Here is a 26619-nt window from a genome sequence, read left to right on the forward strand (position 1 = left end):
GAAGCGGAACTGTTTCGTCATCGATCCCCCCGGACCCTTGTCGACCAGACTGCACATGTTCGGCGGCGGCGTCACCCCGGAAGGGTCAGCTGCCCGGACGGCCGCCTTCGCGGCGGTTCAGGAAGGCGAGACGCTCGAACAGGTGCACGTCCTGCTCGTTCTTCAGCAGGGCGCCGTGGAGCGGCGGAATCAGCTTGTTGGGCGTCTTCTCGCGCAGGGTTTCGGCGTCGATGTCCTCGACCAGCAGCAGCTTGAGCCAGTCCAGAAGCTCCGAGGTCGAGGGTTTCTTCTTCAGGCCCGGCGTGTCGCGGATTTCGTAGAAGGTCTTGAGCGCCTCGGAGACGAGACGGCCCTTGATGCCGGGGAAGTGGACCTCGACGATGTCCTTCATCGTCTCGGCGTCCGGGAAGCGGATGTAGTGGAAGAAGCAGCGGCGCAGGAAGGCGTCGGGCAGCTCCTTCTCGTTGTTCGAGGTGATGACCACGACCGGGCGGATTTCGGCGCGGATCGTCTCGTCGATCTCCTGAACGTAGAACTCCATGCGGTCGAGTTCCTGCAGCAGGTCGTTGGGGAACTCGATGTCGGCCTTGTCGATCTCGTCGATCAGCAGGACGGGGCGGACGGGGGAGGTGAAGGCCTCCCACAGCTTGCCCTTCTTCAGATAGTTGCGGACGTCGTGGACCCGCTCGTCGCCCAGCTGGCTGTCGCGCAGGCGGCTGACGGCGTCGTATTCGTACAGGCCGTTGTGGGCCTTGGTGGTCGATTTGACGTGCCAAGTGATGAGCGGCGCGTTCAGGGCGCGGGCCATCTCGTAGGCCAGAACCGTCTTGCCGGTGCCGGGCTCACCCTTGATCAGCAGGGGACGCTCCAGCGCGACGGCGGCGTTGACCGCGATCTTGAGGTCGTCGGTGGCGATGTAGTTCGACGTGCCTTCAAAGCGGGACATGGCAGCTCCTGCGTAGTGTTTGAAAACGCCTAGCGAAGGCGGGAGCGGTTAACAACGATCATGTGGGGGAGGGAACACCGGAACCCTGTCCTCCCGAGGGATTCGGCGAAAAGTGCACTCAGAAAAAATGGAGTGCACATCGTGCACTTTTTCCCGTGAGGCGGGGGATGGGGTGCGGGGCTCAACGCCGGGGGAGGGCGTCGGGGCGCAAGGCCGGGATCGGGCGCGAGGCGCCGCGATGAGATTTCGTGTGTGGCGGAGTCAGCGTGCGCTCAACCCGGAAGGAGCATTGCGGACCGCGATGTCAAAGACCGGGGCGCAGTCTGACATGCCGATGCGTCAGATTTGGTCGTAGGGCTCTTGTCATCCCGGTCGAAGCGAAGCGGAGAGCCGGGACGGTGTGACAGTGTGGCCTGATCTCCCCTCCCCCTCGAGGGGAGGGCTTTGCAGAGAACAGATGCGCTCAAGCCCTCTCCCGTCGGAAGAGGTCCAGGCCTACCCGCCCCGGCGGATCAGTTCGTCGGCCAGATCGGCGGTCAGGTAGCCGTCCGCGAGCCGTCCGTTGGCGATCTGCCAGCGGCGCAGGGCGGCGCGGGTGTTGGCGCCGATGACGCCGTCGACGCCCCGGGTGTCGTAGCCGAGGTTGGTAAGGGCCTGCTGCGCGCCGATGCGCTGTTCCCGCGACAGCGGGGCGTCGTTCGGCCAGGCCTTGCTGAGCGCGGGCTTGCCCTGGATGCCGTCGGCGGTCAGGCCGATGGCGAGGGCGTAGCTGACCGAGTTGTTGTAGGCGCGGATCACATAGTGGTTCGGCAGGGCCAGGAAGGCCGGGCCGCGCGCGCCTTGCGGCAGCAGGATGGCGGCTTCCTCGGCCGCTTCGGCGGCGTTGGGCTGGCCGCCGCCCGGCAGGGTGACGCCCTTCGCGGCCCAGTAGCGCCAGTTGTGTTTCGGCCCCTCGGCCTCGGCGTAGTCGAAGCCGGCGGGCAGGGTGACTTCGTAACCCCAGGTCTGGCCGCGCTTCCAGCCGGCCTGTGCCAGCAGGTTGGCGGCGGAGGCGAGCGCGTCGGCGTCATCACCCCAGATATCGACGATGCCGTCGTTGTCCTGATCGACGCCCAGACGCAGATAGTTGTCCGGCATGAACTGGGTCTGGCCCATGGCGCCGGCCCAACTGCCCTTCAGACCCGCGCGGGCGCGACGGCCGTCGACCACGATGTCAAGCGCGTGCTTCAGCTGGCCCTCGGCCCAGTCGCGGCGGCGGCCGTCAAACGCCAAGGTCGCCAGCGAGCGGATGACGTCCTGATTGCCCTGCACCTGACCGAAGGAGGACTCCTGGGCCCAGATGCCGACGAGGATTTCCGAGGGGACCCCGTAACGCTGCACCACGTCCCACGGCACGCGGTCGATCCGCTGGCGCGCCTGGGCGATGCGGGTGGGGGTGACGGCGTTCTGGACATAGGCGCCGGCGGGGCGGCTGAACTCGGGCTGGTTGCGATCCAGCCGGATGACGGAGGCGTCCGGGGTCAGTCCGGCCAGTTCACGCTCGTACTGCGCACGGCGCACGCCGCCGTGACGGGCCAGGAAGCCCTGTTTCCAGCCCTCGAACCCGGCCTGATCCACGACAGGCGCGGCAGGCAGTTCCGGCGTCGGCGCGGGGGCGGGCGCGGGCTGTTCGGCGGGCGCGGGCGTCGGCGTGACCGGCGGCGCTTCGGGCAGCATGGGCGCGCAGGCGGCGACGGTTCCCAAAAGGAGGAGGCGGAGGCTGATACGCATGATCAAGAGTCTAGTGTCCCCACGAGCGACGCCCTCATAACAAGTGCGCGAGTCGCCGCTTTCGCCATAAAGCGCCCGGATGGAGAAAGCGTTGCCGTGTCCTTCCCCATTCAGCGTCATTAACCGTTTTTCTTTTTGGTATGGTGACCGTGGCGGGCTTAGGAAACGCTGTCCTCTGATACGGCCTGGTGGCGGAGGGGCTACGCGGCGGAGGTGCAACTCCGCAGACCCTCCGTTCAACTCGGAGGCCAGGCCTCCAGCGCAGAGCGATGGTCATTCTTTGGAAGGGCGCTATCGCTCGCCGCGCGGCGGCTCGCTGCTTGAGCGCGGATTGCGCATTTCAGTGTCAGTGCGTGGGGGCGAGATGTCCGGGCAACGACATCTTCGACGCCGGTGCAGCGGGGTCGGGAATGCAGACGTCGGCTCAGCCGAATTTTCGCTATCGTGCGTTTTCCGGTCGTCCCGTCTGTCTCAACGGGGCAGGCCGTCGAGTTTGGCGGCGCCGAAAGTCAAAAGGCCGCCGACGAGCAGGAGGACCACAGCGGCGGCCGAGGCCCAGATCGTGTCTGACCTTTCAGCCACCCACCGGAAGGCGAGTACGGTCAGGGCAAGGGTCAGGCCGCCGAAGTAGGCATACCGAATCCAGATCGAACGATAGAGACCGAACAGGCAGACGCCGACGATGAGCAGGCCGATCAGGATTGCGGGAAGGGGGTGCCAGTTCTGGCCGTCAATCAGGGCCGCCCCGGCCTTCCACGCCAGCCAAAGGATGGGGGTGAAAGGGGCGACGAGAAACAGCATGGCGCCGAGAGCTTCGCTGTCGGCTTCCTGCTGGGTTTTCACGGTTCCGAGGTGGTTGCCGTTCTTGTCGTAGAGATTGTTGGCCATGGGGGTCCTTCCGGGACGGAGGAGATGACGCAATCGGCGTTCCGTCAATCGGGCGAGCCGTTGCGAGAAGTCCGGTTGACCTCTCCACGACTCCTCTCTATACGCACCGCTCCGCCGCAGGTCCGCCCGCGGCTTTTCTGTTTTGATTTGCCCAGGACGTACGACCATGAAGGTCCGTAGCTCGCTCAAGTCGCTGAAGACCCGCCACCGCGACTGCAAGGTCGTGCGCCGCAAGGGCAAGGTGTACGTGATCAACAAGACCGACCCGCGCTTCAAAGCGAAGCAAGGCTAAGAACGCTTTTTGCGCTAACGCAGGCAACGCGGTCGCCTGTAGTTCCAGTGCGAAGACCGGGTTATCGAAAGGGCTGCGGATTTCGTCCGCAGCCTTTTTCGCGTCCGACGTTGAGTCGCGCGCGGGGACGTGGTTAGCACCCGGATCAAGTTCGCTCCCCGCCGCCTTCGGGCGAGGCGAGGGCCGGTTCCCCTTCTACGGAGTTCTCCCATGGCCGATGACGCCACCTTCGACTCGTCGCCCGACGTCCTGACCGCCACCGCCCAGGGCCGCCTGCGCTCGATCATCGAGCGTCTGGAGCGTCTGGAAGAAGACAAACAGGCCGTCATGACCGACATGAAGGAGGTCTTCGCCGAGGCCAAGGGCGAGGGCTACGACGTCAAGGTGCTGCGCAAGGTCATCCGCATCCGCAAGCAGGACAAGGCCAAGCGTCAGGAAGAGGAAGCAATCCTGGACCTGTATCTGTCGGCGCTCGGCGAGGTCTGACAGGGAGGTAGCAGGCAGGTAAGCAATAGGCAGTAGGGCGTTCGAGCCCTTGTCGGACTGCTGAGACTACTGCCTACTGCCTGTTCCCTATTGCCTCGAGCAAGGCGATGAAGCGCAAGCCGCCCGCATCTCCCTTTGAAGCCCAGCGGAAGGCCGCGCAGCGTGCGGCCCTGAACGCCCTGAAACGCGCCCGCCGCTCGGCAGAGCAGGCGGGCGTTTCGCTGTCTGAGTGGGAGGGCGAGTTTCTGGACTCGGTCTCGGAGCGGGTGAAGACCCACGGCCGCGCCTTCGGCGACCCCGAACTGGGCGCGCCCGGTCAGGCCCTGTCCGCCATGCAGGGCCGCAAGCTCAAGGAGATCACCGCCAAGGCGAAGGGCGAGGAGCCGAAGCGGCGGTGGGGGAAGAAGAGGGATTAGGGAGTAGGGATTAGGGATTAGCCAGATCAGTCCGGTGCTGACGCCGGAGCGACCCGCAGGCCACTTAATCCCTAATCCCCAATCCCTAGTCCCTCAGAAGATGATCTTGCGCAGCGTCAGGCTGATCACCCGGCCCTGCGGGTCGAGATAGTCCGACTGGTAGTTCAGCGGCAGGTCGCCGGTGGAGGTCGAGACCTCCGGGCGGCTGTCAAACAGGTTCTGGATGCCGAACTGGATGCGGGTGCCCTTCAGGATCGGGTATTTGGCGACCCATTCGGTGCGCTGGTTCAGGTCCATGAACAGGTTGAGGTTCACCGTCGTGCGGTCGGCGAAGGTGATGTCCGGACCCGTGCCGCCGTTGACGGTGGTGCCCTCGCGCCAGGTGGCGAACATGAAGCCGCCGAAGCCGTTGCGGAACACGCCCGACATCAGCTGGAACTCGTTACGTGGGCTGCCGCCGTTGGCCGAGGTCGCGCCGCCGTCCAGCATGTCAATGATCGGCAGGCCGTCGGCGATGGTGATCTCGTCCTGCAGACGGACGGTGTGGAACAGGGAGATGTTCCAGCGACCCTGACCGGGCTGCATGGCCGGACCGCGGCCACGACCGCCGCCGCCGCCCATGCGGACTTCCATGCGCGGACCGCCGCCGCCACCGCCGCCGCCGCCTTCAACGCGGAAGGTGCCGCCGCCGCCCGGCGGACGCGGGCCGCCGGGCATGCCGGGCAGGGGCGTCTGGCTGGCCGCCGCGTTCGGCGTTCCGAAGGCGCGCGAGTAGTTGATTCCGGTGCGGATGTCCTGACGCTCGTACTTGTCGAAGTTCAGCGGGCGGGCGTCGATGGACAGCAGGTTGCCGTCGCCGTCACGGACGAAGCGGCCCGGCAGGGCGGCCTCGAGATCCGGGGTGATGGTCGGGAAGGCGGCCAGATAGTCGTCGGTGCGGCTGTAGGTCCAGGTCGACTGGATCGACAGATCCTGACCGTCGATCGGACGCCAGGTGCCGCCCACGCGCCAGACGTGGCGGTTGTCGGACTCGAGGTTGGGGTTGCCGCCGGTGATCTGGGTGACCAGCACGGTCTGGCCGGTGGCGAAGTCGAACACCGGCACGTTCAGGTTCGAGATGACCGGGTCGTTCAGCTGGCTGATGCTGGGCGCGCCCTGTTCGTCGGCGTAGCTGACGAGGAAGGACAGGGGCTCGATCGGCGACCAGTTCACACCGAGGTTGAAGCTGGACAGGCCGCCGAAGTCGGACAGGTCCTCGTAGCCGACGGTGGCGTTGACCGACAGGTCGCCCAGCATCGGCAGGGTTCCGGTGCGGCGGCTGGCGATCGGGAAGTTGAAGGTGCCCTGACCGTTGAAACGGTCGCGTGACTGCGAACGGTCGGTCGTGACGCCCAGACGGGTGCTGGTCGAATCCAGCGAGCGGGTGTCGGCGCCGAATTTGAAGGTCGAGGAGATGCTGCCGGCGGGCAGGTCATAGAGGTCGCCGTTCAGCACGACTTCGGCGCTGAGCAGTTCCGAGACCGAGTTGGCGGTGTCGTTCGGCGTGCGGGTGAAGTCCGACGGGTTCAGCGCGGCGAACGGGTTGGCCGTGGGATCGTCGGCGTCCAGACGCGACTGGAACAGGGCGGAGGTGTAGCCACGGCCGGTGGTGGTGTCGGTCTCGGTGCGTTCGTAGCTGCCGGTGGCGGTCCAGCGCCAGTCGTCGCCGATGAAGCCGTCCGCCACGACGCCCAGCCTGCCGGCGAGGGAGTCGGTCTGACGGCGCAGGGAGGCGGCGTCGTCGATGTAGCGGTGCACCAGCACGTCGTCCGAGAAGGGCGAGAAGCTGTTGGTCTCCGGCAGGTTCAGGCTGACGCCTGGCAGGCCGTTGAAGCTGCGGCTGGAATTGTCGTCCAGGCTGCCGCTGATGGTCAGCTGGGTGGTGCTGTTAAGGTCGCGCTTGATGGTGCCGCGAACGGTCGAGCGCTCGCTTTCCGACAGAAGGGTGCGATAGGCGCCCAGGTCGTCGGTGCGGATGCCGTCGGCGGCCGCGGCGATGAAGTCGGCGAGGGTCGGGGTGGTGGTCCCGCCGGGAACGGGCGAGGTGGTGGACGTGCCCAGCGCCGGGTCGATCGGATCGCCGTACGGGCTGCTGGTGACGTTGCCGATCAGGTCATAGGGCGTCGAGCCCGGATCGCGGACGATGTCGCGCTCGGACTCGAACAGCGGGGTCGCGCGCTCGTATTCGGCGTCCATCGACCAGCGGTTCGAGCCGCTGATGCGCAGGACGTTGCCCTCGATCTCGGTGGTGGTGCGGCCGCCCTGGCTGGGCCCGCGGGCGGTCAGTTCGCCGGTGTACGAGTTGAAATTGGCCTTCAGGACGAAGTTCACGACGCGCTGCTCGGCGCGGTAGCCGAACTGCAGGGCGACCTGCTCGGGCAGGATTTCCGTGCGCTCAATGGCCTCGGTCGGGATGCCCTGGATTTCCTGGAAGCCCGAGATGCGGCGGCCGTTGACGAGGAAGACCGGCTGCAGGTCGGTGCGACCGCTGGAACTGCGGGTCAGCGGCTCCAGATAGGTCATCAGCTCAGCGATGTTCGACGCGCCGTAGGCCTGGATCTGGCTGGCGTCGAGGGTGACGTCGGCCGGGATGTCCGTATCAACGCTGCCGCGCGGACGGGAGCCGGACACCGACACCGTGCCGAGGTCGTAGGCGCTGTCGTCCGCATCGTCCGCGGTCGTGGTCGGGGTGGTCGCCGGAGCCGGTTGTTGCTGCGGGGGCGTCTGGGGCGGGGGCGGCGCGGTTTGAATCACGCCGGCCATCAGGCCGGACAACGCAGTGGTCACAAGCAGCATACGAAAAGCCTCGGGGGAGGTGATGAAGACAGAGCAGCAAACGTGCGACGCGCGTGTTTCCGTCGCATTTCAGCGATGAAACCAAAAGTTGCCGGTCGAGCCGCGTTCTCTGTCTTTTGCGGGCGTCGGGTGCGCAGGCCAATGAACTTTCGTTCAGACTTGGGACTTCCCGAAGGCGTTGCCGATATGCAGCACTGTCCGGCGGTCAGCCCGCGTCCTTCAGCGCCCCTTCCAGCCCCTGTTCACGCACCTTGCGGTAGAGGGTCGAGCGGCCGATGCCGAGGCGGCGGGCGATCTCTGACATATGGCCTGCATAGACCTCGATGGCGTGCTGGATCAGGTCCCGTTCGATCTCCTCCAGCGTCCGCAGGTGGCCCCGGTCATCGAGGATGCGGATCGGGGTGTCCGGCAGGGGCGGCAGGTCGATGTCGGAGAGATGGGATTGCGGGTTGTCCAGCAACCCCTCCGTCTCGTCGCTGTCGCGCCGATCCACCTCCCCCAAGGGGGAGGAAATGCCCGAGATGGCGGGGAAGTCGTGCGGCTGAAGGAAGGGGGCGTCGGCCAGGATGATGGCGCGATAGACCGCGTTCTCCAGCTGGCGGACATTGCCGGGCCAGTCAAAGGCGCTGAGCAGGGCGGCGGTGGCGGGAGAGACGCCCGCGACGCGCTTGCCTTCCTCGACATTGAAGCGGGCGATGAAGTGGTCGATCAGGGCCGGAATGTCCTCGCGACGCTCACGCAGGGCCGGGGCCTCGATGGGGAAGACGTTCAGGCGATAGAACAGGTCCTCGCGGAAACGACCGTCGCGCACCTGTTCGGCCAGATCGCGGTTGGTCGCCGAGACGATGCGGACATCGACCTTCACCGGGCGCTTGGAGCCGACCGGGTCGATCTCGCCCTCCTGAAGGGCGCGCAGCAACTTGACCTGCATGTCCAGCGGCAGTTCGCCGATCTCGTCCAGGAAAAGGGTGCCGCCCGACGCCTCGGCGAACTTGCCCAGATGCTTGTCGGTGGCGCCGGTGAAGCTGCCCTTCTCGTGGCCGAACAGGATCGACTCGACGAGGTTGGCGGGCAGGGCGCCGCAGTTCACGGCCACGAAGGGCTTGCCGCTGCGGTCGCTGGCGCCGTGCAGGGCGCGGGCGATGACTTCCTTGCCGACGCCGCTTTCGCCGGTGATCAGGACCGGAATGCCGGATCGGGCGGCGCGAGCCCCCAGCGACTTGACCATGCGCATCGGCGGGCTGTCGCCGACCAGATCATCGAAGGAAGTGCGGCCGCCGTGGTGCTTCTTCAGGCGGCCGACTTCTGCGGTCAACTGGGTCAGCTGCAGGGCGTTGCGGACACCGACCAGAAGGCGTTCGGCGGAAACGGGTTTGACGAAGAAGTCCTGCGCGCCGGCCTGCATGGCCTTCACGACGGCATCGACGCCGCCGTTGGCGGTCAGGACGATGACAGGGGTGGCGACGCCCGCGGTGCGGATTTCGGCCAGGGCCTCCATGCCGCTCATGCCGGGCATGACCATGTCCAGCAGGACGACGTCGGCGCCGCCGCCTCTGGTCAGGCGGTCGATGGCCTGACCGCCGCCCTCGGCATGGACGACCACATAACCCTCGCGCTCCAGCACGGCCTGAGCGAGGCGGCGCTGGGTCGGATCATCGTCCACGACAAGTACGGTCTTCGCCATGCGAACGGCCCCTGTTCCATCACGTCCCGGCCGGCTCTCAATGGTGGAGCTGGCTCATTCCGGGACGTTTTAGCCGCCACAAGGTGAAGATCAGGTGGTCGGGCAGGGTGAACGAGGTGTTAGGGCGCGGGCGTCGCGGTCACCGTAACCGGGACAGGAGCCGTCGCGCCGGCGGGGGACGGCGTGCAGCGGATGTCCTGCTCCAGTTGGGGCGCCACTGGCGGGCCGTCGCCGAAGGAGAGCGCGGGCCAGCGGGGCTCAGCGATCCGCACGCCTCCCTGCTTCAGCCGCTCCCGCGCATCCTCGCGACGGCCTCCGACGCAACGCAGGTGCGGATAGGCGCCCTGACGGATCCAGACGCCGTCACTGTTCCGGGCCCACAGATCGACGGAGAACGGTCTGGCGATGAGCACTTCCATGACGTTGTCACCGTTCAGGTCGATTGCGCGTGCGACGCAGATGCCCTGGCCCACGCAATCATACCGGTCGTCACCAGAACGGACCTCGGTGACGAAGTCCGCCGGCAGCGGCGACCCGACGACCTCAAACACCGGAATACGATCCGGTTCGCCTTCGTCCCGCAAGTCCCACCGGTTCTTGATGGCGATGACCTGTCTGGCGCGTTGGGCGATGTCGGGGGCGGCAGAGCGGGTCAGGCGTTCCAGCGCGGCCTCGCCGGCCTTGCCGCTTTCAAAGCGCAGGAAGCGGAAGTCGAACTGATCCGGCTTGACGGCGCCGCGCTCCAGCCGGGCGACCTGATCGGCGACGGACAGGCGGGCCGGGTCGGCGACGGGGCTGAACAGGGCGAGGATGACCGCGATGGCCAGAACGGCAGTCAGGACGTTGGTGCGCTCCAGCGGCTGCATCCAGTCGGCGCCCTTTCTCCAGAAGGGCCGGAGGGCGGCATAGCCGTAGCCTGCGGCATAGGCGGCGCCGATGATGGCGCAGGCGACGGCTATGATCCTGTCCGGCGTCAGGCCGTGCTGGCCGATGCGCAGGGCCAGACCCCAGAAGGCGAGAATGACGAGCGGCGTCAGCAGGACGGCGGCGACCCGCACGGCCCAGCGCAGGACCAGCGGCGGCAGGTTGTCTTCGCGTCCGTCCTGATAGGCGGTGTTGATGAGAATGATGAGGGCGGCGGCGGCCGAGAGCACGAGGGCGGTGGCGCTGCCGGTGTCCCAGAGGCCGTCCAGACCGGTGAAGGGCAGGGCGGCGAGGAAGCCGGCCGCCAGCACGGTCATGAGGAGCAGCAGCCACGACAGCAGCATCAGGGCGACGCTGCGCACGCCCCGGATCAGGCCGTCGCGCACATCGGTCAGATGGACGGCGACCGAGAACATCAGGGTGGTGACCGGGATGGAGAACCAAGGCTGGTCGATCAGGTCCTGCAGGAAGTCGAGCCCGATCACCTTGAACAGGGCCGAGCCGAGGAAAAGCAGGATCCAGAAAGCGCCGGTGAAGCCGACGGACAGCGCCAACTGAACTCCGGCTTTCCATGCCGTGTCGAAATAGGTGGGGAAGGCGGCGATCCATTTCCGCTCCAGATCCGCGGGCAGGATCAGATGATGGCCGATGAACAGGGCCGCCGCGGCGAACAGGGGCATGGGCCAGGGGAGGAAGGGCGGTCGGCTGCGCGGACCGTACTCGGTCATCGACTGCGCCGCGACGCCGTGCCAGCCGAGCAGGGCGAGGAAGGCAGTCGCACCGATAATCCAGAGCAGCAGGGTACGGACACGCATCCGCCCGGCGCCGGCCAGCAGCAGGACAGGAACCATGACCAGGATCATCGCCAGCGGCCCGAACAGCTCCGGCACGGTGGCGGGCCAATCCAGCCGGGGGTCACCGTAGTCACTGATCCGGGCGGAGCGGTACAGCAGCCATAGCGCCAGCCCCTGCGCCAGGCCGACCGCCAGCCGGAAACCGGCCAGCGCGGGCGTGCCGCCGCGGCCCAGACTGTCGCGGCCGGTGGCTTCGATGGTTTCGGTCATGCGGATCCCCTGCCGTCAGGCCGACGACACTGCCCCGGTTCGCGAGGGCTGTCGTGAGGATTTCCTGTGCAGATGGCCTGCATGCGCGTGGGCGCTTGAGTTTGCGGCGATTGCGTGTATAGAGCGCGCCTTCTCCGTCGCAGCCTTCGGGACGCGGCGGTCCTGTCCGAGAACTTCGGGGCGTGGGGGCCACCCACCGCCGTAACTGTCAGAGAGCCCTCTGACGCCGTGGGGAGATGGGGATGCAGACGATCGCCGTCACCCGGAAACGGGGGCACGGGGTTTGAGCTTCCTTCGGACAATACGACCGGCCTGAACGTCTCGCAGCGATGCGCGGCGCTTTGGCCATACGTTTCCGGGAATAAGCCCGGGGACGAATACCAAGACTGGAGACCGCAATGGACCGCGCACAAAAAGCCGAGTCGATCGAATCGCTGAAAAGCGTTTTCGCCGACGCGGGCGCCGTGGTCGTGACCCACAACCTGGGTCTGACCGTTGCGGAAATGGAAGATCTGCGTGGCCGTCTTCGTAAAGAAGGCGCCGCGTTCAAGGTGGTCAAGAACCGCCTGGCGCTGAAGGCGCTCGAAGCCGCTGAAGGCAGCGATTACCACGGCCTGTTCAAGGGTCCGGTGGGCATCGCCTATGCCGACGACGCGGTGACGGCCGCCAAGGTCACCGCCGAATTCGCCAAGGGCAACGACAAGTTCGTCGTTCTGGGCGGCTTCATGGGTGACAAGGTTCTGGACGCGAAGGGCGTGGAGGTTCTCTCCAAACTGCCGTCGCTGGATCAGATCCGCGCGTCGTTCCTCGGCCTGCTCAACACGCCCGCGACCCGTATCGCCGGCATCACGCAAGCCCCGGCTGCCCAACTGGCCCGCGTTTTCAACGCCTACGCCACGAAGGACGCCGCGTAAGCGGAACCGCCTCTTTCATCTCTGCAAACTCTCTACTGAACCTCATCCTACCGAAGGAACTACCCCATGGCTGATCTCGCCAAAATCGTTGAAGACCTGTCGGCTCTGACCGTCCTGGAAGCCGCTGAACTGTCGAAGCTGCTGGAAGAAAAGTGGGGCGTGAGCGCCGCTGCTCCGGTCGCCGTCGCCGCTGTGGCCGCCGGTGGTGGTGAAGCCGCTCCGGCCGGCGAAGAGCAAACCGAGTTCACCGTTGTCCTGATCGACGGCGGCGACAAGAAGATCAACGTGATCAAGGAAGTCCGCGGCGTCCGTTCGGACCTGGGTCTGAAGGAAGCCAAGGACCTGGTCGAAGGCGCTCCGCAGAACGTCGTCGAGAACGTCTCGAAGCAGACCGCCGAAGAAATCAAGAAGAAGCTGGAAGAAGCCGGCGCCAAGATCCAGATCAAGTAATCTGGCTTACGGCGTGTCGCCCCTCGGGGCGGCGGCTTGAACAGTTGAGCGGGCCGGAGGGAAACCTCCGGCCCGTTTTCTTTTGGGCGAGGTGATGGTCGGCAGCTGGATCCGCTGACGAGACCGGTTCTGTCTTCAGCGGGTGCGCGGCCTGAAGATGTCGGCCAGACGGTCGCGCGTGCCCTCGATGCGGACCAGACGCGGGTAGCGCAGGCCGCCGTGATAGTCGAAGTCGACCGTGCGGAACTCGTCGCCGCGTTTCAGGACAAGCCGGATCGGGTCCGGGCTGGTCTTCGCGGCGGTGACCGCGGCGCGCAGGGCGTCGGCGGAACCGACCCGGTCGCCGACGGCCATCAGTTCCCAGCCCGCGCCGAGGCCCTGATCAAAGGCCAGCGAACCCCAGCGGACCCCGGTGATGCGCGTGCCCGACAGGCTGAAGCCCAGCGAGTACTGGAAGTCCCCGGCCCAGCCGCCCAGCATGCGCTTTTCGACGGGCGTCAGGCTGTCGACCCAGGTCAGGCGCCAGCCCGCGCGTTCGATGCCGTCCAGCGGCGCCTTGGCGTCCGGGCCGACCGCGTCCAGGCGGGTGCGCAGGAAGGTGGCCCAGTCGTGCGGGTGCACGGCGTTCAGGGCCGTGACCACGTCGTCGAAGGTGTAGGGGCGGGCCTCCCAGACGCCGTCCTCGACGCCGAAGAAGGCCTTGGCGAAATCGTCCAGCGACTTGCGCTCGTTGGTTTCGGACCGGATCAGGGTGTCGGCGTCCAGCCAGATCAGCAGGGCCTCGCGGTAGTAGTCGCCTGTGCCGCGCATCCACGAGGACCACGGATTGGTCGTGCGGTAACCCAGAAGGTTGTGGTTGGTGGTGTCCTGAAGCGCGCGCCACTGACGGCCCGGCTGCTGGTCATAGAAACCGGCGACCTCGGCGAGGTTGATGACGGCCTCCTCGACGGTGCCGAGACCCGAGCGCGGGGTCAGGACATCGCCCCAGTACTCGGTCTGGCCTTCATAGACCCACATCAGGGTGTTCTGGGTGGGGAGGTTCAGGTTGGCGACGTATTCGTCGGACGGACGCCGGAACTTGCCGTTCCAGCTGTGGACGTACTCGTGCGGCAGCAGGCCGCGCGCGCCGTAGGCCGGGTTGGGGCTGGAGAAGTAGTTGGGGGCCGCCGTGTTCTCGGACGAGCGATGGTGCTCCAGCCCGATGCCGCCGAGCTGGCTGGTCATGGCGAACAGGAACTCATAGCGGTCGTAGTGGCGGGCGCCGAACAGACGGTCGGCCTGATCGACCAACGCCTCGTACTTCGCGATCCACTCGGGCGTGATGTTGATGGAGGCGGCGGTGTCGCCCACCAGATTCAGATGCACCGGCGACCGGCCGCCCGGGTCGATGTCCACGCGGCGATAGTGACGGCCCGCGAACATCGGGCTGTCGGCCAGATGCTCCAGATTGATCGGGGCGAAGGTGGCGACGTCACCCTCGCGGCCCGTCGTATCCAGCGCCACGCCGTAGCCCCAGCCCGCGGGCAGCACGACCGAGGGAGCGAAGGTGATGCGGCTGTGGTTGTAGCCCGCCGGGTAGAGCAGGGCCTTCTCCCACTGCAGGTTCACGATGTCCTGCGTCATGACCACACGCCAGGTGGCGTTGTCCGGCTGGGTCAGCCACTCGAACGAGACCTCGATGGACGCCACGCCCGCCGGGATGTCGAGGTGGAAGGCGTGGGGATCGACGGTGTCACGCACCCACTCGATCCGCCGGCCGTTCCCGGTGACGGTCAGGCCCGAGATCAGCTGGATCGGGCCGGTGTCGGCGTGGTTGCCCGGAATGAATTTCGGATATTGCAGCACCAGATGACCCGCCGAGACCGGGATGGTCTGGTGGGTGCGGATGACCTTGTGGTCCAGGTCCGTCAGATCGACACGGATGCCGATGACGCCGGGATAGTCGCGATCCTGCGGCGCGGGGATCGGGGGCAGGGCGTGCGGCAGGCTGGTCGGCGCGGGCAGGGGCGCATGGGCCTGCGAGGCCGGAACGGTCTGGGCCACGGCGGGCAGGGCCACGGAGGCGAGCAGCAGGGCGAGGGTGGCGGGCTTGATCATGTCGGGCTTGCTCGAAATCAGCGGCGGCGCGGGCTGAGGATGTCGCCCAGCCGGTCAGGGGTTCCCTCGATCCGCTCGAGGTGCGGGTAGCGAAGGCCGTCGTGGTAGTCGAATTCGATGGTGCGGAAGCGATCACCGCGCTTCAGCATCATCTGGATCGGCGTCGCATTGCCCTTGGAGGCGGTGATGGCCTCGGCGATGGCGGCGGCGTTGGCCGTGCGGCCGTTGACCGCGACGACTTCCCAGCCCGAGGTCAGGCCGGCCTGGAAGGCGGGCGAGCCCCAGCGGACGCCGGTGACGCGGTTCGAACTGTTTAGCGACAGGCCCAGCGAGTACTGGAAGTCCACCCGGCCCAGTTCCGTGTTCAGGGCGCGGGAATAGGCGTTGGGCGCCTCACGCCAGACAAGGCGGTAGCCGCCACGCTCGATCCCGGCCAGCGGCCCGTGGGCCTCGGGGCCGACAGCGTCCAGCCGCTCGCGCAGGAAGGCGCTCCAGTCGTTGCGCTCGACCCCGTTGAGGGTCGTGGTGACGTCGGTGAAAGTATAGGGCGCGGGATCCCAGTTGCCGTCCTGAACGCCGAAGAAGGCGCGGGCGAAGTCGTCCAGCGAGCGACGGCCGCCGGACTGCTCGCGGATCAGGGTGTCGGCGTCCAGCCAGATCATGGCGCCTTCACGATAGTAGTCCTCGCTACGCTGGCGGCTGGGCCAGGGCTGGGGACGTCGCTGGGCGATGATCGGATCGTTGGTGGTGTCCTGCATGGCCCGCCATTCGCGGCCCGGATTGCCGTCGGCGTAGGTGGCGGCGGTGTTGGCGAACACATCCAGCGCCTGCTGTTTGGTCATCAGGCCGGCGCGCGTGGTCAGGATCAGGCCCCAGTACTGGGTCTGGCCCTCATAGACCCAGAGCAGGGAGTTCTGCAGCGGCTCGTTCAGGGTCGGAGTCAACTGGTCCGCCGGACGGCGCCATTTGCCGTTCCAGCTGTGGGTGTACTCGTGACCCAGCAGGTCACGGTCCGCCAGGGTGCCGGTCGCATCGGTGAAATATTTGGTGTCGACGCTGTTCTCGGACGAGCGCTGGTGCTCCAGCCCGATGCCGCCCAGTCGGTCGGTGACCGCCAGCAGGAAGTCGTAGTGGTTGAAGTGGCGCGCGCCGAACAGGCGATCGGCCTGACGGACCAGTTCGCGGTGCTGGGCGATGTGGGCGTCGGTGGCGGCCAGCTGATCGGCGCTGTCGGCGACGACGTTCAGGCGCACCGGCGAGCGACCGCCCGGATCAAGGTCGATCTGACGGTAGTGCAGACCGGCGAACAGGGGGCTGTCGGCGAAATGCTCCAGCGTGATCGGGGCGAACACCGCCACGCCGTTCTGGAACGAGCGCGTGTCCAGAGCCGTGCCGTACTGCCAACCCGCGGGCAGGCGCAGGGTCGGCTCGAAGGTGATCCGGCGCGCGTAGTAGCCCGCCGGATAGAGCAGGGCCTTCTCCCACTGGATGTTCAGCATCTCGTCGGTGATGACGACGCGGCCCTGCGCGCCGTCGATGGGCGTCAGCCACTTGAAGGAAACCTCCACCGCCGGGACGCCCGCCGGAACATCAACCTGGAAGGCCGTGGTCTGGACCGTGTTGCGCACCCAGCGCAGGGGCTGGCCGTTGGCGGTGATCTGCAGGTCGGAGATGTCGTCTACCGGGCCGACCGGGCCATGGTTGCCCGGGATCCACTCGGGATACAGCAGGACCAGCGGACCCGGCGCCGCGACCGGGATGGTCTGTTTGATCGAGACGATGCGCCGGTCGATGTCGGTGGCGTCCACCTCGATGCCGATCACGCCGGGATAGGGGGCGTCGCGCGGCGTGGGTATCGGGGCCAGGGCGACCGGCAGGGCGGGCGTGCCGACCTGGGCCAGAGCGGGAGCGGACCCGAACAGCAGCGCCGCGGCGCAGGCGGAGACGAGCAGGCGGGCGGACGGACGCATCATGGGACTCGCAGGCAAGGCAAACCGGGGCGTGCAGATCACGCCGGGCCGGGGCGGCGGTCAACCCGGCGCGACTGATACAGTATTACAATCCTGTCATCTCGGGGTGGCGAGGGCGGCCAGAAGGGCGGCGTGGAAGACCTCAGGCGCCTGACCCTGCGGCGAATGGCCGAGATCAGGGAAGGCGATCAACCGGGCTTCCGGAATGGCGTCGACCACGCGGCGGCCGAGCAGGTCGTAGCGGCCCGGTCGGGCCCGCACCTCCGGCGCGGCGCGGGGAGCAGGCCGGCGATGAGGAGGGGGCGGAGCGTGTACGGCCTCTCGGGGAGATCGGGCGATGAACGCCCGGCCGCTCGAGCTCAGGACGCCGGTTTTACTTCGAGCAGTTCGACGGTGAACAACAGGGTCGAGTTCGGCGGCAATTCGCCGCCGCCGACCCAGCGCTCGCCGTAGCCGATTGAGGCGGGAATGACGAACTCGAACTTTTCGCCCTCGCGCATCAAGGCCACGCCCTCGGTCCAGCCCTTGATGACCCGGTTCAGGGGGAACTCGGCGGGTTCGTTGCGGTCATAGCTGCTGTCGAACTGGCGACCGTCAATGAAGGTCCCGCGATAGTGGACCCTGACCGTGTCGGTCGAGGTCGGCTGACGGCCGTTCGGTTTCGCGCGGCCGATGCGGCGGTATTGGAGGCCGCTTTCGGTGGTCGTCCAGCCGCGACGGGCGCCGTTCCACGCCAGATAGGCGGCGTTGCCCTGGGTCCAGCCCTCGAGAGTGCCCGTGCCGACCGCGACAGGCGCGGGCGTCGGCGGCGTCGAGGCGCAGGCGGCGAGGGTCAGGGCGGCGGCGGAGGCGATCAGGAAGCGCTTCATGACGGTGACGCTAGCCGGAGTTGGCGGGGACGGGAAGAGACCCCATATCTGCCCGTGACGACGAGCGATGCGGGAAGAGCAAGCCGAATTCCGGCTCTGCCCCAAGATTTTCCACAGCGACCTTTATTTCGCCGTCAAAGCGAGTATATCAGCCCGTTCCGCTAACTCCGTAATGAGTCCGCGCGAAAGCGCCGAGGCCCGGTTTGTCGCCCTCCGACCGGTGCGAAGGCGCGCTCCTCCCCAAGGGAGCCGTACAATTCAGGTGTCCTGGGACCGCAAGGCCCGAGGGTGGACGCCGAAACCGATCGTCACGGATCGCCAGCCGGCGGCCCGTGGCTGCTGCATTTGAAACGAGCTGCCCGGCTCGTATTGGGAAGACAGAATGGCCAAGTCCAAAGCGGAACTCACCGTCTCCGGTCAGTTCCTCACCGCCACCTCGTTCACCGGCAAGAAGCGCATCCGTCACTCGTTCGGTCGCATCCCGGAAGCGGTGCAGATGCCGAACCTGATCGAGGTTCAGCGCGCGTCCTACGAACAGTTCCTTCAGCGCGAGAGCCGTCCGGGCCTGCGCACCGATGAGGGGATCGAGGCGGTCTTCAAGTCGGTCTTCCCGATCAAGGACTTCAACGAACGCGCCATCCTTGAATACGTCTCGTATGAATTCGAAGACCCGAAGTACGACGTCGAGGAGTGCATCCAGCGCGACATGACCTACGCCGCGCCGCTGAAGGTGAAGCTGCGCCTGATCGTGTTCGAGATGGACGAAGAGACCGGCGCGCGCTCGGTCAAGGACATCAAGGAGCAGGACGTCTATATGGGCGATATCCCGCTCATGACGGACAAGGGCACCTTCATCGTCAACGGGACCGAGCGGGTGATCGTGTCCCAGATGCACCGTTCGCCGGGCGTCTTCTTCGACCACGACAAGGGCAAGACGCACAGCTCGGGCAAGCTGCTGTTCGCCGCTCGCGTGATCCCGTACCGCGGGTCGTGGCTCGACTTCGAGTTCGACGCCAAGGACATCGTCTACGTCCGCATCGACCGTCGCCGCAAACTGCCGGCCACCACCTTCCTGATGGCTCTGGGCATGGACGGCGAGGAAATCCTCAAGACGTTCTACGAGACCGTGCCTTACGAGAAGCGCGGCGAGGGATGGGTCACGCCTTACAAGGCCGAGCGCTGGCGCGGTGTGAAGCCGGAGTTCGATCTGGTCGACGCCGACACCGGTGAAGTGATCGCCGCCGCCGGGACGAAGATCAGCGCCCGTCAGGCCAAGAAGCTGGGTGACACCACCAAGTCGCTGTCCCTGGCCGCCGACGCCCTGGTGACCCGTTATCTGGCCGCCGACGCCGTCAACTACGAGACCGGTGAAATCTACGCCGAGGCCGGCGACGAGCTGGACCAGGCCACGATCGAGCTGCTGGAGTCGCACGGCTTCACCACCATCGACGTGCTGGACATCGACCACGTCACCGTCGGCGCCTACATGCGCAACACCCTGCGCATCGACAAGAGCACCGGCCGCGAGGACGCCCTGTTCGACGTCTACCGCGTGATGCGTCCGGGCGAGCCGCCGACCCCGGAAGCCGCCGAAGCCATGTTCCAGTCGCTGTTCTTCGACAGCGAGCGCTACGATCTGTCGGCCGTGGGCCGGGTCAAGATGAACATGCGTCTGGAAACCCCCGAGGTTTCGGACGAAATCCGCGTCCTGCAAAAGGACGACGTCCTGAAGGTGCTGCAGATCCTCGTCGGCCTGAAGGACGGCCGTGGCGAGATCGACGACATCGACAACCTGGGCAACCGTCGCGTTCGCTCGGTCGGCGAACTGCTGGAAAACCAGTACCGCGTTGGCCTGCTGCGCATGGAGCGCGCGATCAAGGAGCGCATGAGCTCGGTCGATATCGACACGGTCATGCCGCACGACCTGATCAACGCCAAGCCGGCCGCGGCCGCCGTGCGTGAGTTCTTCGGCAGCTCGCAGCTGTCGCAGTTCATGGACCAGACGAACCCGCTGTCGGAAATCACCCACAAGCGCCGCCTGTCGGCCCTTGGACCGGGCGGTCTGACCCGCGAGCGCGCCGGCTTCGAAGTCCGCGACGTGCACCCGACCCACTACGGCCGCATCTGCCCGATCGAAACGCCGGAAGGCCCGAACATCGGTCTGATCAACTCGCTGGCCACCCACGCCCGCGTGAACAAGTACGGCTTCATCGAGAGCCCGTACCGTCGCGTGAAGGACGGCCAGGCCCAGTCCGAGGTCGTCTACATCTCGGCCATGGAAGAGTCGAAGTACACGATCGCCCAGGCCAACATCGAACTGAAGGACGGCCAGATCGTCGACGATCTGGTCCCCGGCCGGATCAACGGTGAATCCCAGCTGCTGACCAAGGAAACGGTCGACATGATGGACGTGTCGCCGAAGCAGGTCGTTTCGGTCGCCGCCGCCCTGATTCCGTTCCTGGAAAACGACGACGCCAACCGCGCACTGATGGGCGCGAACATGCAACGTCAGGCCGTGCCGCTGGTGCAGTCGGACGCGCCGCTGGTCGGCACCGGCATGGAAGCGGTCGTGGCCGTGGACTCCGGCGCCGTCGTGGTCGCCCGTCGTGAAGGCGTCGTCGAGCAGATCGACGGCACCCGTATCGTCGTGCGGGCCACCGGTGAGCTGGAGCCGGGCCGCTCGGGCGTCGATATCTACCGCCTGTCAAAGTTCCAGCGTTCGAACCAGTCGACCTGCATCAACCAGCGCCCGATCGTGCGCGTGGGTGACGCGGTGAAGGCCGGCGACGTGATCGCCGACGGCCCGTCGACGGACCTGGGCGAACTGGCTCTGGGCCGCAACGCCCTCGTCGCCTTCATGCCCTGGAACGGCTACAACTTCGAAGACTCGATCCTGATCTCGGAGCGCATCGTGCGCGACGACATCTTCACGTCGATCCACATCGACGAGTTCGAGGTCATGGCCCGCGACACCAAGCTGGGTCCGGAAGAAATCACCCGCGACATCCCGAACGTCGGCGAGGAAGCCCTGCGCAACCTCGACGAGGCCGGCATCGTGGCCATCGGCGCCGAGGTCCAGCCCGGCGACATCCTGGTCGGCAAGGTGACGCCGAAGGGCGAAAGCCCGATGACCCCGGAAGAGAAGCTGCTGCGCGCCATCTTCGGCGAGAAGGCTTCGGACGTCCGCGACACCTCGCTGCGTCTGCCGCCCGGCGTCGCCGGCACCATCGTGGACGTGCGCGTCTTCAACCGTCACGGCGTCGACAAGGACGAGCGCGCCATGGCGATCGAACGCGCCGAGATCGAGCGTCTCGGCAAGGACCGCGACGACGAGCTGAAGATCCTCGAGCGCAACGTCTACGGCCGCCTGCAGCCCCTGCTGCTGGGCAAGACCGCCGTCTCGGGTCCGAAGGGCCTTGGCCGCGGCGAGGTCACCCTCGAGAAGCTGGGTGAACTGTCCAAGGGTCTGTGGTGGCAGATCGCCCTCGACGACGAGAAGGCGATGGGCGAGCTGGAGGCCATGAAGAAGCAGTTCGAGGACGCCCGGAAGGCCCTCGACCGCCGCTTCGAGGACAAGGTCGAGAAGCTGCAACGTGGCGACGAACTGCCCCCGGGCGTGATGAAGATGGTCAAGGTCTTCGTCGCCGTGAAGCGCAAGCTTCAGCCGGGCGACAAGATGGCCGGCCGTCACGGCAACAAGGGCGTCATCTCCAAGATTTTGCCGATCGAGGACATGCCGCACCTGGAAGACGGTACGTCGGTCGACGTCGTTCTGAACCCGCTGGGCGTGCCGTCGCGCATGAACATCGGCCAGATTTTCGAAACCCATCTGGGTTGGGCCGCCGCCGGTCTCGGCAAGCAGATCCAGGGCCTTCTGGAAGCCTGGCAACAGGGCGGCCAGAAGCAGGCGCTGATCGACCATCTGTCGGATGTCTACGGCAAGGACACCCCGCTGCCGCAGGACGAGGAAGAGCTGGTCGAGCTGGCCCGCAACCTGTCGAAGGGCGTTCCGTTCGCGACCCCGGTCTTCGACGGCGCGCACATCTCGGACATCGAGGACCTGCTGGAGAAGGCCGGTCTGGATCGTTCGGGCCAGTCGATCCTGTTCGACGGTCAGACCGGTGAGCAGTTCAAGCGTCCGGTCACGGTCGGCTACATCTACATGCTGAAGCTGCACCACCTGGTCGACGACAAGATCCACGCCCGCTCCATCGGGCCGTACTCGCTCGTCACCCAGCAACCGTTGGGCGGCAAGGCGCAGTTCGGCGGCCAACGCTTCGGTGAAATGGAAGTGTGGGCGCTGGAAGCCTACGGCGCGGCCTACACCCTGCAGGAAATGCTGACGGTGAAGTCCGACGACGTGGCCGGCCGGACCAAGGTCTACGAGGCGATCGTCCGCGGCGACGACAGCTTCGAGGCGGGCATCCCCGAGTCGTTCAACGTGCTCGTGAAGGAAATGCGCTCGCTGGGCCTGAACGTGGAGCTGGAGAACAGCTGAGGCGAGTGAGCGAGTAGTGAAAAGTGAGCGAAGGGGTGAGCGCAGTCTCAACCGCCATCGCTCACTTCTTGCTCACTCTTCACCTTCCGCCAGCCAAGTCTCTGCTCTTCAAGATTTATCGCGGCCCACTCGCCGCAGAAGGAACTGACAGATGAACCAGGAAGTCCTGAACATCTTCAACCCGGTCCCGGTCACCCCGACCTTCGACCAGATCCGGATCGCACTGGCCTCGCCGGAGAAGATCCGCTCGTGGTCGTTCGGCGAGATCAAGAAGCCGGAAACCATCAACTACCGCACGTTCAAGCCCGAGCGTGACGGCCTGTTCTGCGCCCGTATCTTTGGCCCGACCAAGGACTACGAATGCCTGTGCGGCAAGTACAAGCGCATGAAGTACAAGGGCATCATCTGCGAGAAGTGCGGCGTCGAAGTCACCCTGGCCCGCGTTCGTCGCGAGCGCATGGGCCACATCGAGCTGGCCTCGCCGGTCGCCCACATCTGGTTCCTGAAGTCGCTGCCGTCGCGCATCTCGCTGATGCTCGATATGGCGCTGAAGGACGTCGAGCGCGTCCTGTATTTCGAGAACTACATCGTCACCGAGCCGGGCCTGACCCCGCTGAAGCAGAACCAGCTGCTGACGGAAGACGAGTTCTACCGTTACCAGGACGAGTTCGGCGATGACGGCTTCACCGCCGAGATCGGCGCCGAGGCCGTTCGCAATCTGCTGATGGGCATCGACCTGAACGCCGAGGCTGAAAAGCACCGCGGCGAGCTGGCCGACAACCCGTCGGAAATGAAGGCGAAGAAGGCCTCCAAGCGTCTGAAGCTGATCGAGGCCTTCCTCGAAAGCGGCAACAAGCCCGAGTGGATGATCCTGAACGTCGTTCCGGTCATCCCGCCGGAACTGCGTCCGCTGGTGCCGCTGGACGGCGGCCGCTTCGCGACCTCGGACCTGAACGACCTGTATCGCCGGGTCATCAACCGGAACAACCGCCTGAAGCGCCTGATCGAGCTGCGCGCGCCGGACATCATCATCCGCAACGAAAAGCGGATGCTGCAGGAATCGGTCGACGCCCTGTTCGACAACGGCCGTCGCGGTCGCGTCATCACCGGCGCCAACAAGCGTCCGCTGAAGTCGCTCGCCGACATGCTGAAGGGCAAGCAGGGTCGCTTCCGTCAGAACCTGCTCGGCAAGCGCGTCGACTACTCGGGTCGTTCGGTCATCACCGTGGGTCCGGAACTGAAGCTGCACGAGTGCGGCCTGCCGAAAAAGATGGCGCTGGAGCTGTTCAAGCCGTTCATCTACGCGCGTCTGGACGCCAAGGGCCTGTCGGGCACCGTCAAGCAGTCCAAGCGCATGGTGGAGCGCGAGCAGCCGCAGGTGTGGGATATCCTCGATGAGGTCATCCGCGAACACCCGGTCCTGCTGAACCGCGCCCCGACCCTGCACCGTCTGGGCATCCAGGCGTTCGAGCCGAAGCTGATCGAGGGCAAGGCCATCCGCCTGCACCCGCTGGTCTGTACCGCGTTCAACGCCGACTTCGACGGCGACCAGATGGCCGTGCACGTCCCGCTGAGCCTCGAGGCTCAGCTGGAAGCGCGCGTCCTGATGATGTCGACGAACAACATCCTGTCGCCCGCCAACGGCAAGCCGATCATCGTGCCGTCGCAGGACATCGTCCTGGGTCTGTACTACCTGTCGCTGGTCAAGGACGGCGAAACCGGCGAAGGCAAGCTGTTCGCCAACATGGGTGAAATCGACGCCGCGCTCGACGCCAAGGCCGTGACCCTTCACACGAAGATCAAGGCCCGCTGGACCGAGATGAACGCCGCCGGCGAAGTGGTGACCAAGGTCATCGACACGACGCCGGGCCGCATGAAGCTCGGCGCGCTGCTGCCGCACAACCCGAACATCGGCTACCGCCTGCTCGAGAAGAACCTGACCAAGAAGGAGATCGGTAACCTGATCGATCAGGTCTATCGTCACTGCGGTCAGAAGGCGACGGTCATCTTCGCCGACCAGATGATGCAACTGGGCTTCCGTGAAGCCGCCAAGGCCGGCATCTCGTTCGGCAAGGACGACATCGTCATTCCGGAAGCCAAGGCCGGTCTGGTCGCGGAAACCCGCACCCAGGTGGAAGAGTACGAGCAGCAATACGCTGACGGCCTCATCACCAAGGGCGAGAAGTACAACAAGGTCGTCGACGCCTGGGCCAAGGTCACGGACAAGATCGCTGACGCGATGATGGGCGAGATCGCGCAGCCGCGCGTTCTGGCTCCCGGCCAGAAGCCGGACATCAACTCGGTGTTCATGATGGCCAACTCGGGCGCCCGTGGTTCGCAGGCGCAGATGAAGCAGCTGGGCGGCATGCGGGGCCTGATGGCCAAGCCGTCGGGCGAGATCATCGAGACCCCGATTATCTCGAACTTCAAGGAAGGCCTGACCGTGCTGGAGTACTTCAACTCCACCCACGGCGCCCGTAAGGGTCTGGCCGACACCGCGCTGAAGACCGCCAACTCGGGCTACCTGACCCGTCGTCTGGTGGACGTGGCGCAGGACTCGATCGTCACCGAGGACGATTGCGGCTCGACGCGGGGCATCACCCTGCGCGCCGTGGTCGAAGGCGGCGACGTGCTGGTTTCGCTGGGCCAACGTGTTCTGGGTCGCTACGCGGCCGAGGACATCAAGGAGCCGGGCGGCGACACCGTCCTGTTCCCGGCGGACACCTATCTCCAGGAAGAGGAGATCGAGGTCATCGACAAGGCCGGCGTCCAGTCGATCAAGGTCCGTTCGGCCCTGACCTGTGAAGCCGAAGCCGGTATCTGCGCCTACTGCTACGGGCGTGACCTGGCGCGCGGCACCAACGTCAACATCGGTGAAGCCGTGGGCGTCATCGCCGCCCAGTCGATCGGTGAGCCGGGCACCCAGCTGACCATGCGGACCTTCCACATCGGCGGCACCGCGCAGGTGGCGGAAACCTCGTTCTACGAGGCGACCAACGCCGGTGTGGCCAAGATCAACGGCCCGACCGTCAAGGCGGCGCACGGCGATCTGGTGGCCATGAGCCGCAACGTCACCGTCGTCGTCACCGTGGACGGCAAGGACCGCGAGACCCACAAGGTCCCCTACGGCGCCCGCATCCGCGTCAAGGAAGGCGGCGACATCGCCAAGGGCCAGCGTCTGGCGGAGTGGGACCCCTACACCACCCCGATCCTGACGGAAGTCGCCGGTACGGTGCGCTTCGAGGACCTGGTCGAAGGCCTGTCGGTCAAGGAAGAAACCGACGAAGCGACGGGTATCGCCCAACGCGTCGTCAGTGACTGGCGCGCGTCGCCCCGCGGTTCGGACCTGCGTCCGGCCATGGGCGTGACCAACGGCGACGCCTACGCCAAGCTGGCTTCGGGCTCCGATGCCCGTTACCTGCTGCCCGTGGGCGCGGTTCTGTCCGTGAACAACGGCGATGAGGTCAAGCCGGGCGAGATCATCGCCCGCGTTCCGACCGAAGGCGCCAAGACCCGCGACATCACCGGCGGTCTGCCGCGCGTCGCCGAACTGTTCGAAGCCCGTCGTCCGAAGGACTGCGCCGTCATCGCCGAAATGGATGGCCGCGTTGAGTTCGGTCGCGACTACAAGAACAAGCGCCGCATCAAGATCACCCCGGAGCCGGATGCCGACGGCAACCAGGGCGAAGCGGTCGAATTCCTGATCCCGAAGGGCAAGCATATCTCCGTCCACGACGGCGATCTGATCCAGAAGGGCGACTACATCATCGACGGCAACCCGGATCCGCACGATCTGCTGCGCATCCAGGGCGTCGAAGCGCTGGCCGAATACCTCGTGAACGAAGTGCAGGAAGTCTATCGCCTGCAAGGCGTGCCGATTAACGACAAGCACATCGAGGTCATCGTCCGTCAGATGCTGCAGAAGGTCGAGGTCCTGGATTCGGGTGAAACCACCCTGATCCGCGGCGACACCGTCGAAGTGGCTGAAGCCGTGCTGGAAAACGCCAAGGTCGAGAAGCGTGGCGGCCGTCTGGCCACCACCCAGCCGGTCCTGCTGGGCATCACCAAGGCGTCGCTGCAGACCCGCAGCTTCATCTCGGCGGCGTCGTTCCAGGAGACCACCCGCGTCCTCACCGACGCCTCGGTCAACGGCAAGCGCGACACGCTGGAAGGCCTGAAGGAAAACGTCATCGTCGGCCGTCTGATCCCGGCCGGTACGGGCGCCTACCTGCGCAGCCTGCAGAAGATCGCCAACGAGCGTGACGCCGAGCTGACGCAAGCCCGCGAAGACGCGGTCGAGCCGCTGCCGGCCGATCTGGCCCTGGAGCTGGAGAAGTCGGAAGGCTGATCCGGGTCACAGACCTGAACTGAAAGAGGGGCGGCGTCGAAAGGCGTCGCCCTTTCTTTTTGTCCGGAGGGGCGAAGCGCGCCGGAAAGCGCCCATCCGGAGTTGGTGGCGGCTCGCTGATCGGGCGCCAAATTCGACCTGAGATTTGGACGACGGATTTCGGGAGAA

Annotated in this window: 17 protein-coding genes; 7 read left to right on the forward strand and 10 right to left on the reverse strand. The window is 66.2% G+C overall.

Annotation, left to right across the window (positions count from 1 at the left end; translation table 11 throughout):
* Positions 1 to 85 precede the first annotated feature (85 nt).
* From FKQ52_RS05385 to FKQ52_RS05395, 3 genes are all read right to left on the reverse strand, one after another.
* Positions 86 to 946: a MoxR family ATPase gene (locus FKQ52_RS05385; RefSeq protein ID WP_141626226.1), complete on the reverse strand. Its 861-nt coding sequence runs from the start codon at positions 944 to 946 to the stop codon at positions 86 to 88.
* Between the two features lie 495 nt (positions 947 to 1441).
* Entirely contained in the window at positions 1442 to 2716 is a 1275-nt protein-coding gene (locus FKQ52_RS05390; RefSeq protein ID WP_141626227.1) for a lytic murein transglycosylase, read from the reverse strand.
* Positions 2717 to 3187: 471 nt separating this feature from the next.
* Positions 3188 to 3604 carry a hypothetical protein gene (locus FKQ52_RS05395; protein WP_141626228.1) on the reverse strand — a complete coding sequence of 139 codons (417 nt, stop codon included), beginning with the start codon at positions 3602 to 3604 and terminating at the stop codon, positions 3188 to 3190.
* A gap of 166 nt (positions 3605 to 3770) precedes the next feature.
* Between FKQ52_RS05395 and ykgO the strand changes: the two genes are divergently transcribed.
* The 3 genes from ykgO to FKQ52_RS05410 all read left to right on the forward strand — a co-directional run bounded on the left by ykgO (position 3771) and on the right by FKQ52_RS05410 (position 4798).
* On the forward strand, positions 3771 to 3896 hold the full coding sequence (gene ykgO, locus FKQ52_RS05400; protein ID WP_045655953.1) for a type B 50S ribosomal protein L36: 126 nt from the start codon (positions 3771 to 3773) through the stop codon (positions 3894 to 3896).
* A gap of 210 nt (positions 3897 to 4106) precedes the next feature.
* Entirely contained in the window at positions 4107 to 4382 is a 276-nt protein-coding gene (locus tag FKQ52_RS05405; RefSeq protein WP_141626229.1) for a DUF2312 domain-containing protein, read from the forward strand.
* A 107-nt stretch (positions 4383 to 4489) separates the two neighbouring features.
* Complete coding sequence (locus FKQ52_RS05410; RefSeq protein WP_141626230.1) at positions 4490 to 4798, forward strand: hypothetical protein; 309 nt, start codon at positions 4490 to 4492, stop codon at positions 4796 to 4798.
* Positions 4799 to 4891: 93 nt separating this feature from the next.
* On the opposite strand, the gene FKQ52_RS05415 is transcribed toward FKQ52_RS05410, so the two are convergent.
* The 3 genes from FKQ52_RS05415 to FKQ52_RS05425 form a co-directional block, all read right to left on the reverse strand.
* Complete coding sequence (locus FKQ52_RS05415; protein ID WP_141626231.1) at positions 4892 to 7633, reverse strand: TonB-dependent receptor; 2742 nt, start codon at positions 7631 to 7633, stop codon at positions 4892 to 4894.
* 205 nt (positions 7634 to 7838) lie between these two features.
* The gene (locus tag FKQ52_RS05420) at positions 7839 to 9317 is read right to left on the reverse strand and encodes a sigma-54 dependent transcriptional regulator (protein WP_141626232.1); all 1479 of its coding nucleotides are present in this window, start codon (positions 9315 to 9317) and stop codon (positions 7839 to 7841) included.
* A 119-nt stretch (positions 9318 to 9436) separates the two neighbouring features.
* A complete protein-coding gene (locus tag FKQ52_RS05425; protein WP_141626233.1) occupies positions 9437 to 11305 on the reverse strand; it encodes a DUF4153 domain-containing protein in 1869 nt (622 codons plus the stop codon).
* A gap of 398 nt (positions 11306 to 11703) precedes the next feature.
* Between FKQ52_RS05425 and rplJ the strand changes: the two genes are divergently transcribed.
* Both rplJ and rplL read left to right on the forward strand, forming a co-directional pair.
* Positions 11704 to 12219, forward strand: coding sequence for a 50S ribosomal protein L10 (gene rplJ / locus FKQ52_RS05430; RefSeq protein ID WP_141626234.1), 516 nt, complete (start codon positions 11704 to 11706; stop codon positions 12217 to 12219).
* A gap of 66 nt (positions 12220 to 12285) precedes the next feature.
* Positions 12286 to 12669, forward strand: a complete 384-nt coding sequence (gene rplL, locus FKQ52_RS05435; RefSeq protein ID WP_141626235.1) for a 50S ribosomal protein L7/L12 — start codon at positions 12286 to 12288, stop codon at positions 12667 to 12669.
* 135 nt (positions 12670 to 12804) lie between these two features.
* Here the strand turns inward: rplL and FKQ52_RS05440 are convergent, their stop codons facing one another.
* The 4 genes from FKQ52_RS05440 to FKQ52_RS05455 form a co-directional block, all read right to left on the reverse strand.
* Positions 12805 to 14766 (reverse strand): M61 family metallopeptidase, encoded by a 1962-nt coding sequence (locus FKQ52_RS05440; RefSeq protein ID WP_141626236.1) that lies wholly within the window; start codon positions 14764 to 14766, stop codon positions 12805 to 12807.
* A gap of 17 nt (positions 14767 to 14783) precedes the next feature.
* A complete protein-coding gene (locus FKQ52_RS05445) occupies positions 14784 to 16736 on the reverse strand; it encodes a M61 family metallopeptidase (protein WP_370451056.1) in 1953 nt (650 codons plus the stop codon).
* A gap of 96 nt (positions 16737 to 16832) precedes the next feature.
* Entirely contained in the window at positions 16833 to 16997 is a 165-nt protein-coding gene (locus tag FKQ52_RS05450) for a hypothetical protein (protein ID WP_205750874.1), read from the reverse strand.
* 98 nt (positions 16998 to 17095) lie between these two features.
* Positions 17096 to 17605, reverse strand: coding sequence for an FKBP-type peptidyl-prolyl cis-trans isomerase (locus tag FKQ52_RS05455; protein WP_141626238.1), 510 nt, complete (start codon positions 17603 to 17605; stop codon positions 17096 to 17098).
* 382 nt (positions 17606 to 17987) lie between these two features.
* On the opposite strand from FKQ52_RS05455, the gene rpoB reads away from it, so the two are divergent.
* Positions 17988 to 22103, forward strand: coding sequence for a DNA-directed RNA polymerase subunit beta (gene rpoB, locus FKQ52_RS05460; protein WP_141626239.1), 4116 nt, complete (start codon positions 17988 to 17990; stop codon positions 22101 to 22103).
* 151 nt (positions 22104 to 22254) lie between these two features.
* Positions 22255 to 26451, forward strand: coding sequence for a DNA-directed RNA polymerase subunit beta' (gene rpoC / locus FKQ52_RS05465; protein WP_141626240.1), 4197 nt, complete (start codon positions 22255 to 22257; stop codon positions 26449 to 26451).
* The last annotated feature ends 168 nt before the right edge of the window (positions 26452 to 26619 follow it).

Source organism: Brevundimonas sp. M20 (genome assembly GCF_006547065.1).
Taxonomy (GTDB): Bacteria; Pseudomonadota; Alphaproteobacteria; order Caulobacterales; family Caulobacteraceae; genus Brevundimonas.

What these genes read in the sequence shown, in the direction of transcription:
- FKQ52_RS05385 (WP_141626226.1), bottom strand. Translation starts at nt 946, where the DNA reads ATGTCCCGCTTTGAAGGCACGTCGAACTACATCGCCACCGACGACCTC.
- FKQ52_RS05390 (WP_141626227.1), bottom strand. Translation starts at nt 2,716, where the DNA reads ATGCGTATCAGCCTCCGCCTCCTCCTTTTGGGAACCGTCGCCGCCTGC.
- FKQ52_RS05395 (WP_141626228.1), bottom strand. Translation starts at nt 3,604, where the DNA reads ATGGCCAACAATCTCTACGACAAGAACGGCAACCACCTCGGAACCGTG.
- ykgO (WP_045655953.1), top strand. Translation starts at nt 3,771, where the DNA reads ATGAAGGTCCGTAGCTCGCTCAAGTCGCTGAAGACCCGCCACCGCGAC.
- FKQ52_RS05405 (WP_141626229.1), top strand. Translation starts at nt 4,107, where the DNA reads ATGGCCGATGACGCCACCTTCGACTCGTCGCCCGACGTCCTGACCGCC.
- FKQ52_RS05410 (WP_141626230.1), top strand. Translation starts at nt 4,490, where the DNA reads ATGAAGCGCAAGCCGCCCGCATCTCCCTTTGAAGCCCAGCGGAAGGCC.
- FKQ52_RS05415 (WP_141626231.1), bottom strand. Translation starts at nt 7,633, where the DNA reads ATGCTGCTTGTGACCACTGCGTTGTCCGGCCTGATGGCCGGCGTGATT.
- FKQ52_RS05420 (WP_141626232.1), bottom strand. Translation starts at nt 9,317, where the DNA reads ATGGCGAAGACCGTACTTGTCGTGGACGATGATCCGACCCAGCGCCGC.
- FKQ52_RS05425 (WP_141626233.1), bottom strand. Translation starts at nt 11,305, where the DNA reads ATGACCGAAACCATCGAAGCCACCGGCCGCGACAGTCTGGGCCGCGGC.
- rplJ (WP_141626234.1), top strand. Translation starts at nt 11,704, where the DNA reads ATGGACCGCGCACAAAAAGCCGAGTCGATCGAATCGCTGAAAAGCGTT.
- rplL (WP_141626235.1), top strand. Translation starts at nt 12,286, where the DNA reads ATGGCTGATCTCGCCAAAATCGTTGAAGACCTGTCGGCTCTGACCGTC.
- FKQ52_RS05440 (WP_141626236.1), bottom strand. Translation starts at nt 14,766, where the DNA reads ATGATCAAGCCCGCCACCCTCGCCCTGCTGCTCGCCTCCGTGGCCCTG.
- FKQ52_RS05445 (WP_370451056.1), bottom strand. Translation starts at nt 16,736, where the DNA reads ATGCGTCCGTCCGCCCGCCTGCTCGTCTCCGCCTGCGCCGCGGCGCTG.
- FKQ52_RS05455 (WP_141626238.1), bottom strand. Translation starts at nt 17,605, where the DNA reads ATGAAGCGCTTCCTGATCGCCTCCGCCGCCGCCCTGACCCTCGCCGCC.
- rpoB (WP_141626239.1), top strand. Translation starts at nt 17,988, where the DNA reads ATGGCCAAGTCCAAAGCGGAACTCACCGTCTCCGGTCAGTTCCTCACC.
- rpoC (WP_141626240.1), top strand. Translation starts at nt 22,255, where the DNA reads ATGAACCAGGAAGTCCTGAACATCTTCAACCCGGTCCCGGTCACCCCG.